Origin of the sequence: Prosthecobacter algae, from assembly GCF_039542385.1 — a bacterium.
GTDB lineage: Bacteria > Verrucomicrobiota > Verrucomicrobiia > Verrucomicrobiales > Verrucomicrobiaceae > Prosthecobacter > Prosthecobacter algae.
Genome location: NZ_BAABIA010000003.1, coordinates 31,018 through 44,724 on the forward strand (window position 1 = coordinate 31,018; position 13,707 = coordinate 44,724).

Here is a 13,707-nt window from a genome sequence, read left to right on the forward strand (position 1 = left end):
GTTAGGCCAGGGTGCGGATGGCTGCACTGGCAGCGGCGCGCCAGGCGTTGCACTCGTCGAGATGTTCAGGGGACCGTTTTTTGCCCTTCCAAAGAATAATCTGGGATGGCTCCAGATGCCCGGCGCATTGATAAGCGTCGTGCATGACTTCGGCTAAACCTTCAGAGCATTGAGCCACCGCTGCTCTTTCGAATGAGACCTGCATCTCCATTTCTTCGCGGGGCCCAAAGCCGATTGATGGACGGGGCGGCGGTGCAGAAGAGTCTTCAGGGGCATCTGGCGCGCTTCCAAACATCAAAAAGACCAAGCAAATCGCGAGCACAAAAAGAAGCACCACCCCGACAAACTCAGAGGCAGCACTCAAGCGCCACTGGCATGAGCTGAGTAAAAAAGGAAGGGGCAGAAGAAGGGTTTTCATGGGTCAAGCTTTGGCTTTAGGCTTCGCCGTATCCTCACCCCATCGCTTCAGATCGGCGGGGCAAGGGCGGCTACCGCACAGGACCAGGAGCCACAGCGCGCCGGTGGGAGCGTTGGGCGGGCCTTGAGCGATGACCGCATCGAGGCGCTCATTGAAGCGCCCATCGGTCTGCTTGTTGAGGGCCTTGCAGCGTGAATCACCCAGCCACTTTTTAATGTCGTCTTTCATGCGGGATCCTTTCGGAGAGGGGTTGCAACTGAGGTTATGCCGGCGCTTCGGTGCCGATGTAGTAAAGCGGGTCTGCCACGTTGGTCGTGAAGTCCTGGCAGGCCATCCAGGTCAGCTCCCCGATGAGGTCCGTCTTGGAATGCCAGTTGAACTGAGGATCCCGCAGCATGGCGTTGTAGAGCTGCAGGTGAACGCCCGTGCCGGTGATGATCAGATCGTTCTGAGTGGGGGCGCTGCCCATGGCCGTATTGGCATTGATCGCGGTCAGCACCTGGGCCATCGTGACACCCACAGGCGTGCCTTTGGCGGTCGCGGCTTTTTCGACCAGCGTCATGTTCACCGTGCCCAGGCCATCGACTTTGACCGGTTCAAAGGTCAGCGGGAAGTCCAGAGTGATACCCCCGGAAGTCTTAAATGCATCGAAAGGCGAAGCACCCCAGGCATTGGCCCAGATTGGCGTCTTGATGGCAGCGACGCTGAAGGCATCGGAGCCGTAGGACTCGCTGCCAATGGTGACGTAAGCATCACTATCGCCTGGGTCTGCGCCATCCTTCAGAATGGCGGTGAAGGTCACCTCGCCGATCAAGGTCTGGCCCACAATGGCGCGGATGGTCGGAGAAGTGGTGACAGCCACATTGGAGAACGTATAGACCTCGCCATCACGGGTATTGATCTTCAGCGTCTCATTGGAAAAGATGGAAGCGCCAATCGCGGTGGATCCATGCGGCCAAAGCAGAGCCAAGTGCTCCCACTCGCCTACGAGCGGACATTTGATCTCATAGATGCGATCTTGCGGACGCTCCTGGATCTTGGCGAACATGTCTGCCTTGATGGCAAAGCGGGTCTCGTTCAGACGCACATTGATAGCGGCATCGCCAGAGTAGAAAACACCACCGTCATAAGTGATGCGGCCTGCCTTGCGCAGGATGGTGGATGAAGTAATGCCCATGGTGTTTTATTGGATCGTGAGTTCCGCCGCGCCGCTGTCCGCTAAGCCCGGTTTGGTTGTGATTGCCCGCACGGAAGTTCCGGCAACGGGCGCGGCGAAAGGGGTGTCATAGACGCTGGCGTTTGGATTGCCCGTCCAGGGCCAGGATCCATCGGTCGTGACCAGGATCTTCGCGCCGCTGGTCGCGGTGGTGATCGTCACGAGCTCGTCTTCCAGGGTAATATTGGGGATGTCCGCAGCAGGCAGGGCATCCACCCCACCGCGAAGCCGGAACTCCACTTCCCAGGCAACATCGGCATCCCAGTCTTCCTGGTCACCGACATCGAGCGGCCGCATTTTGGACGCATACAAAAGTTGGTTGGGGCGAAGCATGAGCTGATGCCCCAAGCGCATCACGGTCCAGGCGCAGGCCTCACAGGTGATGCCCGTGCCTTCAGGCCCTTCATTTTGCATCATCTTCTCCAGGATCTGGACGGTCATGATGATGTCACCCACCACGCCTGGCGCATCCGGGCGGTCCACATCAAAGCCCGGCACCGGGATCATGATGGCCAGCCCAGCGCGGCCCCGTGGACCAATCATTCCCGCCAGTGCGTTGTTGATCGTTTGGACGATGGCCGTGGCCTCTTCTTCCGTGCGTGGTCGCAGATCAAAGATGGCCACATCCGCCAGGAGACTGGAGGAAAGCAGCCTTCCGGCGAGATCTTGTTGCACTGAGACGAGGGGATCCATGTCCGCTCATCATGCCCTCCGACGTACACGCACGCACCTGACCCGAAGTGCCCGTCGTGCATCAAGCCTCAGGCTTTCGGTGGTAGGAATCCGTTGGAAGATCTCTTCGCGATCTGTGCTTCCAGGAAGTCCACCGCGCCCGCTTCGGTCGCAGCGGCGATCTCCTCGGGCTGGGGCAGCAACCCGCGATCTTGCGGCAGCGTGACACCTTTCTTCAGCCAGTACCAGACCGTGACTTTCGGCGTGGGTTTCTCGGGGCCAAACTTGCGGTTATACCGCCTCCAGCGGTCGGTGCCGGGGCGAGGTGGCCCGACGATCTGCTTGCGCAAAAACACCGTGCCCGTGCCACCATCGCCGGTGACTTTGGCCAGGGCGGCTTTCTTCGCATCCAGGAAGACGACCAAGCGCAGACCGCCGATCTCACGCGGCCGCCGTCCATACGCGCCGGCAATGGCCGGGATCGCCAGGGACTTGGCGCGCTTCGGCCGCACATTCACCGGACCGTCCACCCGGGCGAAGATATCGCCATAGATGGTCAGGCGGATCAATCCATCGGCATTGCCCGTGACTTGGCTTTCCACCGTGTCAGCCCTCTTGGCCAGGTAGTTGCTCGGATTGGCCCCCAGGCGCGTGGCGGTCTTGTGGCGCGTCTTGCTGGCCGCGACCACATGAGATCTCAGCAGCGTTTCCAGACGGGCGGCGATGGCCTTGCGCAACTGCAGCTTGCCCGCATCATTGAGGGTGTTTTGCAGATCCTTCAGCGTCGGGGTGGCCTCGTCGCTGATGGTCACTCCCACGCGCATGATCATGACCTGGCTGCCTCCGCAGCGGCCTGGCGAGCCCGCAGACGGGCCGCTAGCATGTCCAGGGTGCTCTGCCCCCCAATGAAGATCTCTGGCTCAGGAGCGACGAAGGGAATCACATTCGCAGGCAGCGGGCGCGGATCTGGCACGGACTGCAGTTCCGGGAGGTCCACCGCAAAGACTTCCAGCCAGCCCATGCCGGACTGGAAGGCAAAGGGCGAGTGGTCCACATCCAGGGCATCATCAAAAAGCGCGCTGGATCCCAGGGCGGCCCAGATGGGCGAATCCTTGCGGGCCACCATTCGACCAGGCAGATCATAGACGCCAGCGCTGTCCACATTGTCCGCCGCGATCGCCCAGCGTTCCAGCCAGTCCCGGGGAGCGCGGCGGTCTTCGATGCGGACCAGCTCCCACGCTGGCGCGGTCTCCATGCGGTCCAGGCCCCGGATCTTCTGGCCCAGGCCACGCATCAGCTTCGATTGCGTGTCAAAGATCAGGTTCAGGCGGCGTTCGGAGCTGAGATCCTGCAAGGATCCAGGCACGGCTTCAGGCACGCCCAAAGCGGCATCGCCCGGGAAACCCTTTTCAGGCTCATAACCGTAGCGGACCAGCAACTTGCGCGCCTCAATGCGAAGCTGAGCCAGGTCATTGTTGTACCCCTCGCCCTTGACGTACCTTTCCACGAGCGCCTTCAGGTCTTTGAGATATCGGGCATGCGTGGTGCGTGCGGACCAAAACGAACGATCCAGCAAACTGCGCTCCAGCTCGCGCAGATCCGCCGTGCCCATCGAGGTGGGCAACAGACCGCGATCAGCGGCGAGGGTCAGAGCTTGCTGGATGGGGGTGGGCATGTGCGGTTCAATGGTCGTGCTTCCAAGGGATCATCACGCCGATGTGCCAGATCAGCCAGTCGAAGGAGATCAGAACGGCAGAGACGGTATTGCAGCCTTCACAGCGCCCCAAGGAAACGACCAGAGCAGGCGTAATGATGAAGGAATCCTGTTCGATGAGATGGGCTTCAAAGCGCATTTTAATGATGGCGTTAAAAAGGTTAAAGCTGGATGGTGCTACGAACGTTTGCGATCGTTCAGCCAGGCGCGGATGCGGTCCACCACGACACCAAAGCAAAGGCCGCCCAAATCCCGACCACCCCGGCCCTCCAGGACGAGGCGATCCGCCACGCTGCCACAGCCATTGGTGAAGAGTTCCCGGGCGAGCATCTCTGGCAGGGCTTTACGGGATTCAATGGCGGCTTTCAAATAGACTGCCTTGTCGAGCGTTTCCAGGTAGGCGTGCTGAAGCCAATCTTCCAAAGGCAGGTCCGCTTGCTGCACCGTCTGGCCATACTTGCGAATGCCCAAAGCTTGGCGAGCGGCGATGTCATCGCAGACCATTTTCTCAATGCCTTGAAGGGTTGTTTCAGTCATCTTTAAAAGGCGTTGAAAAGGGTTTTAAAGCAGGCCCGCAGTCTGGGCGCGGGTGCCGAGATTGTCCCGGCTGCTGATAAGCTGAGAGGCGGGGCCGGAAGGCTGTTCTGTCTCTTCCCCGGGCGTCTCCGGTGGCACAATAGCAAAGCGACCAGCGGACACGTCTTTGAGCTGCGCGATCGCATTGTCGTAAAGCGTCTTGCGGCGATCATCCAAAAGCTTTTCCTGCCCTGGCAAACGGGTGATGAACTCCCACAGCCAGAGGGAGCCCAAGGCGCTCTCCAGCTCGTCGGGAATGGTGCCGGGGATACCCAGGATGTTCGGCGGATTTTTCGCGGCTCCCACATAACCCCGGATCATGTTCACCACACGGGTGATCGTCTCCGTGGTCAGCGTCGCGCCATCCTGGCCGGACGACCTGGCCGCATTTTGCAGCGAGGTGAACTCAGGGCCAGAAAGGCGGCGTTTAACGGTCTCAGCAGTGGGAGTGATCCAAGCCATAAGAAGGAAAGAGGGAGCGTGGTTTCAAGGCTGCGCTGGACACGGGGCCCAGCGCAGAAGTGGAAATCACTTTTTCGTTTTCGGGCTGGCTTTCAGCGCTGCAATCTCTGCCCCGGCGGCGGTCAGCTTATCCTGAAGATCATTGATCTTTGCCGTCTGGTCAGAGTCCTTTTCGACAAGTTTCCGGGAGCTTTCCTTTAGCCCATCGAACTGCTGTTGAAGAGCTTCCTCGCGCTTGTTGGCTTCCACAAGGCGAGCCTCCAAATCACGGATGGTTTTCAGCGCCGTTTGAAGTTCTTCCTTTGGCTTGCGGATGAGGTTGTCCACCTCGGACCGCTCAACCAAACTCAACACTTCAATGAGCGGGATCAGGATGCTAGGATCCAGGTCATCACCCGCTTCGCTCAGCTTGGTAAACGCCTCAGCTCCGAGCTGCTTGGCGCTACCAAAGATCTTGTTCGCAAGGTCCACAGCATTCTTGATGCTGAGGGTGATGTCTCGGAGTGGAGGATGAGCCTTGTCATGCTCAAGCTGCGCCTCGATGGCTAGCGCTGCCTGCAGGCGGCTGAGGCCTGCATTGCGCTTGCTCACGAACGCCTCTGGATGGGCCGCTTCAATGGCCTTGATGTCTTCGTCGGTCATGATGATAAAAATCAGATGGTTTAAAAAAAGAAGGGCGGCAGCGTGTTCACACTGCCGCCCTTGATGGATGGATCAGGCGGTCAGTTCTTAAGAGTAGGTGACAGCACGCTTGCGGATCCCGAGGGCGCGGGTGATCGTGTTGCGCTGGTAGCCGTCCACAATGATTTTGACCCGGTGGCTTTCCACGCCGATGAAGACGCGAAGCATGCCGGATTCGGTCATCGTCACGAACCGCTTGATGTGGCTGGAATCCATTTCCGTCATGCCTGGACGGGCATTGTAGGTATAGACCTTGTCAGCCAGCAGGCGGGCCGTCGCCGTAGCGCTGGTGCGGTAGCGGGAACGGATATTGACGACACGATCGACCTGGTAGAGATCGCGCAGCTCATCAGGCAGGGCATTCGCATCAGCATTGCTGTTGAGGCGGGCGGCCTGGCGATAAGCGCGGCGACGCTTGCGGAAAGCACCATGACCAAACACGACGATGTTGTTATCCTCGCCGCCGGCGTCGCCACCCGCGTCGATCATCTCGTCGATGTCGCTGTCTGGATCACTGGCCGAATCACCCCAGTTCTTGGTCGTGTCACCGACGGCGGCGGCGTCGATCTTGGCCAAGGCATCGGCGATCTGGCTGCGATAGATCATGTTACGCAGACTAGCAACCTTGCGCTGCTGAACCGCAGGAAGCAGGCCGCCCTGATCAATGTCCACGTACATGCAGAGGCCGATGTTATCGGTACTGCCATCAGTCTGGCTGCCAGTCGGACGCAGGATTGGGAACTCGCCATGGATTGGGCGAGTGATGGCAGCGAGGTCGCGCTTCTGCATGGCCTCAGATTCCGTTTCATTGAGGTAGGAGAAACGGCGACCCACCGGAACGGATGGAGCGATGCTTTCCAACAGGACGTCCAGGCCTTCTTCGTCCTGGATGCCCGTCACATACTGGGTCAGCGGTTGACTGAGGCCCAAGGGCGAGGCGTCCAGGTTGCCATCATTGGCAGCATAGACATTGCCGAGCTTGATGGCCTCAGTGATGTGAGCTTCATTGACGCCGTAGAAGAGACCGGCTTGCGCGGAACCCGCGCCAGGATCAGGAATGAATTTCATAATGTGTTTGGGATGCTGAAATGGTGTGAGTTAAAAACGAGGGGAGGTTAGGCGTTGAAGGTTGGAGGGGCGGCAGCGCCAGACAGGCCTTGAATGGTCCAGCCAACAGTCGCATCCACAAAGAGCAGATGAGCCGTGTCGCCAACGTCCGCGAAGACGATGCTGGTAAAGCCCGTTTTGGTGGTCGGGGTCAGCGTGCCGTCGCCGCCATCGGTGGCGAGGATCACGGTCAGTTGCTGACCAGGAAGGCCATCTGCCAGGGTCAGCGCCTCAGCACCACCGGTGGTCTTGCTGGCGATGCGACGGGTCACAGGGATGGCGAGCGTGCCACCTGCCACCGTGGCCTTGCCGTTCGGCTGGACCACAGGGACGCAATCTTCGACTTCCACAACATCCCCATCAGCGGCGGCCGTGGTGCGCAGCACACCCACTTTGACCACACCATTGAGGGCGATCTTGCCAGATGCGGCCGCATAGACATTGACCCCCAGAGTCGCCATGGCTTCGGAGGCGACCATCTTTTTAGTCATGCCCCTGCCAAGCAGAAGCACATCCTGGGCAATGCCTGTGCTGGATTCGGTGTTGTCGATCGTGCCCAGCGGGATGTCATTGGCACCGCACAAGGCCACTGTGGTGCCAGGCGTGGTGCCTTCCTTCCAAAGCAGATGCCGAGCGCTGACAGCGGCGTCATTCGTACGGGTGCGCTTGGTCTTATGGACATCAACGGCCGCATCGTAAGTGTTCGCGGCTGCAACGTAGCCGCTGCCCGCGCCAAAGAGACTTTGGGCAGCGATGGCCAGCAGGCCGCAGATCAGTGCGGGCACGCCGGTGAGGATGTTCTTCATGTATCGTTTCTGTTTCATGGTGCGTGGTGTTTGGTGATCCCGGCGTGCGCCGGAAAGGGTTTTAGTGAGTGAAAAGTTCAGGCTTGCGGCTTCGGGCCAGGTTCCATGCGCGGTCGGCATCGCCGGGCTTTGCGGCTTTGCCTTTGGTGATTTCCGTCAAAGCTTCCTGGACAGCGGCTTCGCGCAGTTGGTTGCGCCCGGCCATGTCATTCGCGGCCAGGACTTCAGCGCGGGCACCACCCATGCCTTTCGACAGGAGAGTGCTGCCAGCGGCAGGCTTGGGCTTGACCAGGCTGGCCAGGGCAGTGGTGAGATCGGCCTCATTGGCAGCGGTCAGGATCTGCACGCGCAGCGCATCGCGCTGCGGTGGATTGATGGCGGCCATCGTGATGGCGTGATCCAGGAGGCGATCAGTCAGCATCTCACGGGCGCGGGTGGCGACCAGGTCACGACCTGCAGCAGCTTCTTCATTGGCGGCCAGGGTGGAAAGGCGGGTGATGGCAGCCTCCAAGATACCCAGTGTGCCCGCCTCATTATCCGCATAGGCAGCGGCCTTGGCGAGCATCTGGAGTTTGGCGTCTTCCTTTTCCATCTCCTGTTTGCGCTGGCGTTCCCAGGCCATAGAGGAAATGAGGCTGCCGATCACGGACATAATCATCTCATCCGAGTCTTCAGGCTTGATGAGGCCCTCTTTCGTCAGAGCTTCGCGGATCCGCGTGATCATGGTATCACCTGCAGCCGGAGTCTCTTCCTTCATCTCTTCGATGTCCTCCTCATTGGCCAGGACGAGCGGCTCCACATCCATGTTGGGATTGTTGGTCAAGGCCATGCTCTTGAGCTTTACCGGACGAAAGGCCTTGTGACCTTTGATGTTGGCAGCCGGGGCCATGATCCAGAGCGGCGAGTAGGCGGCCCACTGGGCATCTTCGACTTCCGTTTTGCCAATGCTATTGTAGGCGACGACAAACTTGGCCTCGTTTTCACCGACGACGATCTCGGTAATCCAGCCACGAGCGCGGCCATCGGTGAAGCGGGCGCGCTGGGTCAGATCGGGGTGATCGGGATGCCCGGCATAGACCGGCACGCCTTTCCAAAGCCGCGTGGCCTTGCCCAGGAAGGAGGTCATCTCATTGGCCATCGCTTCAGCAGCAGCCTTGTCGAAGATCTGCATGCCGACGGAATGCGGATAAATGCCGTACTTGATGGTGAATCCATCGTTCTGAGCGATGGTAAAGATGCCGGGCGAGATAGCCTCATTGGCAGCGAGGCTTTCTTCATTAGCAGACACGACCAAGGGGTGGATAGAGTCGCAGGAACCCAGGAGGGCCGCGATATTAACAGAGGGGGATCGGCGTTGATAATTCATGATGAGGATGGGCTAGTTGCGGATGCTGGCCAGACCGGCGAGGAACTCAGCGGCGAGGGTGACTTCGAAAGCTTCATTAGCGGCGCTGCCAGCCATGACCGCCTTTTCAATGGTGGGTAAATCCAGCCCCATGACGGCACTGCGCAGCGCATCGGGACCGTCGGCATTCTCCAAAGTCAGCAGAGCATCGACGGCGGGTTTCAAGTCGGCTTGAACGCCTTTTGAAAGCTTCTTTAAAAGGATGGTCTTTTTGTCCTTCAGGGCCTGGGCTGCAGGGACCACTCTGCCATCGCCAAAGTTAGGCCGCCGCTCATTCGCGGATGGCTCCGCTTCAGGATCTGGGGCTTCAGGCTCTTCAGGCGTCTCGGGCTGGGCTTTGGAAAGGGTCCGGCTGTAGCGTTCGGCGACATCTTCAGGTGACAGCACGACGCCGTGCTTTTTCACATGGTTATCAACCTCCATCTCCATCTTTGTATCCTGACGCTGAGGAGGCATCAGCTTGAAGAAGGCCAGCGGATCCGTCCCCGCGCCGAACTGCCATTCGATCACGCGGCGGTCGAGCTGCTCATTGAATAGCTCAGACATCCATTCGCAGTCATCGGTGATCAGCTCGTCGGCTTCCTGGCTCTGTGGATTCGCACCAACGCCATCTTCGCGGCTCAAGGTGGAAAGGTCCCCACCCATGCAAAGCCGGGCCAGGGCGCGGTCCATGCGGTCCACCATGGGAGCGAAGGGAGACTCCCCAGACACGCCCGCTTCGATGATGTTGATCTTGCTGCCTGCTGAAGTCGCCGCCACCCAGTCATTGGCAAAGGCGGAAAGCATCGCGATGAAAGCATCCCATTCAGGAGTCCCCTTTTTCGCATCGGTCTCGCCATGGATGCCGGGGATACCAAACTTGCCGGAGAGGTTCAACCAATCGGCTAAGCTCAGGCGCTTGAACATGTAGCAGACCGCCGCGCTCTTCATGATGCACGCATCAGCGACCGCGATCAGCCAGTTGGACTCATCCATCTCCGCGCCCGGCGTGGATCCCGAGACGCCAGCGAAGCGCAGGATCCCCGTGCTACTCTCCAGGAACTCCACCGGTACATAATGCAGCGTGGCGGCCATGCCCTGAGGGCCGGGCTGCCATTCGATCTCTGCAGCGGCGTAGCGCATGAACTGTGCGGTCATCATCTTGCGGACCAAAAGCTTGACCCCGCCCTGCTCGTTTTTCTCCACGGCATTGCGCACCTTGAGACGGCTGTAGAAATACTTCAGAGCGGCCTGATGGCGTTCAGCCTCAGCCTTCAGCTCGTCGGGGACATCCTCTCCAATCAGGACATCCCAAGGGCGACGGGAAACGCGCTTCTTCCGCTTCGGCACCACAGCGGCGAGGGTATCGTCACGCTCCATGATCTGTTCAGCCGCCAAAGCAAAGCCGCGCAGATACCCCGCATCATACTGATCAATCAGACTCCCCAGCGTGGCAGGGGTCACCGTCCGCAGTGGATTGAAGCGTTGTTGCTTCCACTGGGCCGCGATGCTCGGGGTGATGGCAAGAGGATTGCTCAAGGCCATCAATCAGCACCACCCACGAGACATTCGCACCTGACCCGAAGTGCCCGTCGTGCATGGAAAGCACGACTAAAAACCGATCAAAGCCCCAGTTTCCGTTTCAAGAGCTGCCCCAGATCGTGGAGGGCCTGCGCGCCGGCTTGCTCAACCGTCCGCCTCATGGCGAGATCCCGGGTGATCTCCTGATCTGAGGCGAACATGAGGGTCAGGCCGTAGCCTTTCCAGTGGATGATTTCGCCGCTTTGCTTGGCGTCGATCTCAAACCCGAGTCGGGGCAGGATTTCGAGCTGGCTTGGATGGAGGTTGCGCGGAAGATGGTGCATGGCTTTTAAAATGCTCTGAAACGCTCTTAAATTCGCTTTGGGAGGTCTGGGTGCTGTGATGACAGCCAACCGGGGGGCCAAGGGCCTTAAATCAGCCCAGCCCAAAAACACGACCCAGACGGCCAAAAGGACTGCCAAAAAGGGAGCGCTCCCGGTCGCCTTTCGGGATGCTTTGGGACTGCACCGGGCCGCCGCCTGTCTCAGCCGCGTGCATACCCAGGAATGCCGCCCAGGCATAGTCAGCATGTCCATCCAAGACCCCGGCCTCGCTGGTGATCACAATGCTGTCACCACTGCCCGAACGCTGCTTGATGGAGTACAGCTCATACTGAACCTTGGCTTCATCCTGGATCCTGACAATGCGGTCTTGGAAAGCACGCTTGGCTTTGACGGCCATCTCCAGCTTGATCTTCGCATTGAAGGTGATGGGCAGCACTTTCCCGGGATACTCAGCGACGCTGTTCTCTGCCAACTGCATGCCCAGACCCGTGGCATCCACGCAAGCATTGACCACAGCGGCATTGCTCAGGTGGGCAAAGAAGATCTTTTCCTGCTGAGCAAACGGCAGCTTATGCATCGGCAGGATCTTTTCAGTGATCATCAGCCCGCGCCATTTCACCCACTGCCAAAGAACCGAAGGGTGATTATGACGACCGATGTCCAAGCCGAGATATCGCGGGGCGGTCTCGGGTACTTCGGCCAGAAGCTTCTGCATGTCAGCCTGGTTCAGGGAGGCGGCTAGAAGCTCTTCCCAGGTCAGCAGTGCGCTGTTGTCGTCGCACGGCTGACACATAAACTCCTGTTTCCAGGCCTCTTCCGTCGCGCACTCATCACGAAGGCTTTGAAGAAAATCATCATCACTCCAGCCTAGCCGCTCATCTTCCACCCGCGCCGCTTTGAGGGTCTGTTGAATCTTGATCCAAAGCCCCTCTTGAACGGCGCTTTCAATATTGATCTCGTGATAGCTGATGCGCTTTTTATTCCCCTTCTCTTTGACCTCTTTGACCAGTTCATTGAAAAAGTTCTGCGATCCACGGTGGGTACTGATGATGCCCAGTGATCCACCACGGATCAGCGCAGGCTGAACGATGCTGTAGAGCTGGCGAGGATCCTTATGAAGGGCGAACTCATCCAAGCGAAAGCGGCCCTGTTTGCCGGCAAAGGCATCAGGCGAGGATGAGAGGGCGCGGATGCTGCGGTCATTGCCAAGCTCCAGCTCAAAGGCGCGGAGATCCCGCTCGCCGGAATCCAGCAGCACTTCACCATTGTCACGGGCGGCCGCATCGAACTGACGGGCAAATTTTTTGCAGTCCCCCACAAAGAGGCGGGCCGCCAGGAGATCCCGTGAACCGACCCAAGCATCAAAGATCTGTCCCGTCATCGCCGTGTCTTCGACAGTGCTGTAGGCTTCGCAGTAGGAACCACCAAAGCGTCGGCACTTGGCCATGAGCTTCATGCGTGAACGGTCATTGATCCAGGCAGCTTGTGTTGGTAGCCAGTAAGCCTTTGTGACCCGCTGGATCCGTTCTTCAGGCGTTTCCTTTGGAAGCAAAAGATTCACGGCTCATCCTCCTTCGGCATGCCCAGCTCCGCACGGATGGCCGCCCGGGTCTCAGGGGTCAACCCGCCTTTTTTGACGGCGGTCTTCATGACTTCATCCGCGCTCTTGATCTTGTCTTCGAGCAGCTTCACCCGGCGTTCTTCCAGGTCCAGCTTCTGACCTTCCACTTTAAGCTTACGCTCAGCCAAACTCATCTTATCCTTGTGGCCTTGCTGGCTGGCCTTCAGCTCCTGGCTGCGCTGGACGACTCCCGCGACCTGGACGAAGGTTTTGGCATCGCCCAGCTTGGTGGCACGGTTCAGAAAGACGGCGTTGCCGATCGCAGAGATCTGATCCGGGGTCAGGGTCAGGGCTTTGGTGCTAAGGAGCTGCTCCAGCTCGCTGGCTTCGCTCTCTGCCGTGCGGATCTCCAAGGTACGGGCATACCAGCCGCGCCACTCGCTGAGACGCTGCACCCGGGTTTCAATCTGGTACTCATCCTCCAGCCAGTCTTTGGCCTGGGCCAGGGTGCGCTTGGGATCGTCGCAAAGCCAATCCCAAAGACTCTCCTGGATGTCTTCGTCCAGAGTCTTGAGCTTGGCACCGGGATGAATTTTGCGAGCCATAATAATTCAGGCCTCCAGGCCGCGTGTGGTCAGATGCCATTCATCGGCTTCGGACTCGTGATTGTAGGTGAAATGGACGTAACCTTGGGACTGGTTCCAAAGTAGGGCCGCATTGACATCCGTGGCGGGAAGGTCGGGGTAACCGTTCGTCACCAGGAAGGAATGCAGGGCCTTCAAGGTCCACTTGCGCTTAGGCGCAGCCTGCATGGTTTCGCGGATGATGGGGCGCAGTTCTTTACCCAGGGCTGTGCTGATGAAAGGAGGTTTAGGCATGGGGTCAGTGGGTGTTGATGTCTTTCTCGGGATCGTCGCTGCAGCCGATATCCAGATGCCCTTCGATCTTGGAGACGCGATCGCTCAAGGGGTTGATCTGGCGATAGACGTGCTTCAGCTCGTCCAGCATTTTGTTCGTCACGCGCAGCTCGCTGGTATGGATCGACTTAGTGATGGTCTCCTGCCTTTTGGCCCCGGCATTGCTCATCGCCAGGAACTGGCGCTCGCTGTCGCGGCGCATCATGTGGATGGCCCAGATGATGTACAGGATGAAGATGCCCAGCACCGCCAGGACCGCGCACACAAGGATGAGTGCGAGCTTCCAGATGTCAGGATGGGCGAGGATGTCAATCATGGGGCTGGCAGC

At 59.1% G+C, this 13,707-nt stretch carries 19 protein-coding genes; all 19 read right to left on the reverse strand.

The annotated features are described in order from the left end of the window. Nucleotide 1 precedes the first annotated feature (1 nt). The 19 genes from ABEB25_RS06895 to ABEB25_RS06985 all read right to left on the reverse strand — a co-directional run bounded on the left by ABEB25_RS06895 (nucleotide 2) and on the right by ABEB25_RS06985 (nucleotide 13,695). The gene (locus tag ABEB25_RS06895; protein WP_345735659.1) at nucleotides 2–418 is read right to left on the reverse strand and encodes a hypothetical protein; all 417 of its coding nucleotides are present in this window, start codon (nucleotides 416–418) and stop codon (nucleotides 2–4) included. Between the two features lie 3 nt (nucleotides 419–421). Then, nucleotides 422–646 carry a hypothetical protein gene (locus ABEB25_RS06900; RefSeq protein ID WP_345735660.1) on the reverse strand — a complete coding sequence of 75 codons (225 nt, stop codon included), beginning with the start codon at nucleotides 644–646 and terminating at the stop codon, nucleotides 422–424. 34 nt (nucleotides 647–680) lie between these two features. Continuing rightward, on the reverse strand, nucleotides 681–1,595 hold the full coding sequence (locus ABEB25_RS06905; RefSeq protein WP_345735661.1) for a hypothetical protein: 915 nt from the start codon (nucleotides 1,593–1,595) through the stop codon (nucleotides 681–683). Between the two features lie 6 nt (nucleotides 1,596–1,601). Continuing rightward, on the reverse strand, nucleotides 1,602–2,327 hold the full coding sequence (locus tag ABEB25_RS06910; RefSeq protein WP_345735662.1) for a chitobiase/beta-hexosaminidase C-terminal domain-containing protein: 726 nt from the start codon (nucleotides 2,325–2,327) through the stop codon (nucleotides 1,602–1,604). 68 nt (nucleotides 2,328–2,395) lie between these two features. Further along, on the reverse strand, nucleotides 2,396–3,136 hold the full coding sequence (locus ABEB25_RS06915; RefSeq protein WP_345735663.1) for a hypothetical protein: 741 nt from the start codon (nucleotides 3,134–3,136) through the stop codon (nucleotides 2,396–2,398). After that, the gene (locus tag ABEB25_RS06920) at nucleotides 3,133–3,981 is read right to left on the reverse strand and encodes a hypothetical protein (RefSeq protein WP_345735664.1); all 849 of its coding nucleotides are present in this window, start codon (nucleotides 3,979–3,981) and stop codon (nucleotides 3,133–3,135) included. The genes ABEB25_RS06915 and ABEB25_RS06920 overlap by 4 nt, the downstream gene beginning before the upstream one ends. A gap of 7 nt (nucleotides 3,982–3,988) precedes the next feature. Continuing rightward, nucleotides 3,989–4,159, reverse strand: coding sequence for a hypothetical protein (locus ABEB25_RS06925; RefSeq protein WP_345735665.1), 171 nt, complete (start codon nucleotides 4,157–4,159; stop codon nucleotides 3,989–3,991). A gap of 38 nt (nucleotides 4,160–4,197) precedes the next feature. Further along, nucleotides 4,198–4,557, reverse strand: coding sequence for a hypothetical protein (locus tag ABEB25_RS06930; RefSeq protein ID WP_345735666.1), 360 nt, complete (start codon nucleotides 4,555–4,557; stop codon nucleotides 4,198–4,200). Between the two features lie 24 nt (nucleotides 4,558–4,581). After that, nucleotides 4,582–5,058, reverse strand: coding sequence for a phage protein Gp36 family protein (locus ABEB25_RS06935; RefSeq protein ID WP_345735667.1), 477 nt, complete (start codon nucleotides 5,056–5,058; stop codon nucleotides 4,582–4,584). A 66-nt stretch (nucleotides 5,059–5,124) separates the two neighbouring features. Next, nucleotides 5,125–5,700 carry a hypothetical protein gene (locus ABEB25_RS06940; protein WP_345735668.1) on the reverse strand — a complete coding sequence of 192 codons (576 nt, stop codon included), beginning with the start codon at nucleotides 5,698–5,700 and terminating at the stop codon, nucleotides 5,125–5,127. An 87-nt stretch (nucleotides 5,701–5,787) separates the two neighbouring features. Beyond that, a complete protein-coding gene (locus tag ABEB25_RS06945) occupies nucleotides 5,788–6,807 on the reverse strand; it encodes a hypothetical protein (protein ID WP_345735669.1) in 1,020 nt (339 codons plus the stop codon). 47 nt (nucleotides 6,808–6,854) lie between these two features. Further along, nucleotides 6,855–7,670, reverse strand: a complete 816-nt coding sequence (locus ABEB25_RS06950) for a hypothetical protein (protein WP_345735670.1) — start codon at nucleotides 7,668–7,670, stop codon at nucleotides 6,855–6,857. Nucleotides 7,671–7,713: 43 nt separating this feature from the next. Next, the gene (locus ABEB25_RS06955; protein WP_345735671.1) at nucleotides 7,714–8,940 is read right to left on the reverse strand and encodes a hypothetical protein; all 1,227 of its coding nucleotides are present in this window, start codon (nucleotides 8,938–8,940) and stop codon (nucleotides 7,714–7,716) included. Nucleotides 8,941–9,030: 90 nt separating this feature from the next. Further along, nucleotides 9,031–10,575, reverse strand: a complete 1,545-nt coding sequence (locus ABEB25_RS06960; protein WP_345735672.1) for a phage portal protein family protein — start codon at nucleotides 10,573–10,575, stop codon at nucleotides 9,031–9,033. A gap of 83 nt (nucleotides 10,576–10,658) precedes the next feature. After that, a complete protein-coding gene (locus ABEB25_RS06965; protein ID WP_345735673.1) occupies nucleotides 10,659–10,970 on the reverse strand; it encodes a hypothetical protein in 312 nt (103 codons plus the stop codon). A gap of 22 nt (nucleotides 10,971–10,992) precedes the next feature. Further along, entirely contained in the window at nucleotides 10,993–12,462 is a 1,470-nt protein-coding gene (locus tag ABEB25_RS06970; protein WP_345735674.1) for a hypothetical protein, read from the reverse strand. Further along, complete coding sequence (locus tag ABEB25_RS06975; protein WP_345735675.1) at nucleotides 12,459–13,067, reverse strand: hypothetical protein; 609 nt, start codon at nucleotides 13,065–13,067, stop codon at nucleotides 12,459–12,461. Before ABEB25_RS06975 ends, ABEB25_RS06970 begins: the two co-directional genes overlap by 4 nt. Nucleotides 13,068–13,073: 6 nt before the next feature. Further along, entirely contained in the window at nucleotides 13,074–13,340 is a 267-nt protein-coding gene (locus tag ABEB25_RS06980) for a hypothetical protein (protein ID WP_345735676.1), read from the reverse strand. 4 nt (nucleotides 13,341–13,344) lie between these two features. Next, a complete protein-coding gene (locus ABEB25_RS06985; RefSeq protein ID WP_345735677.1) occupies nucleotides 13,345–13,695 on the reverse strand; it encodes a hypothetical protein in 351 nt (116 codons plus the stop codon). Between the last annotated feature and the right edge of the window lie 12 nt (nucleotides 13,696–13,707).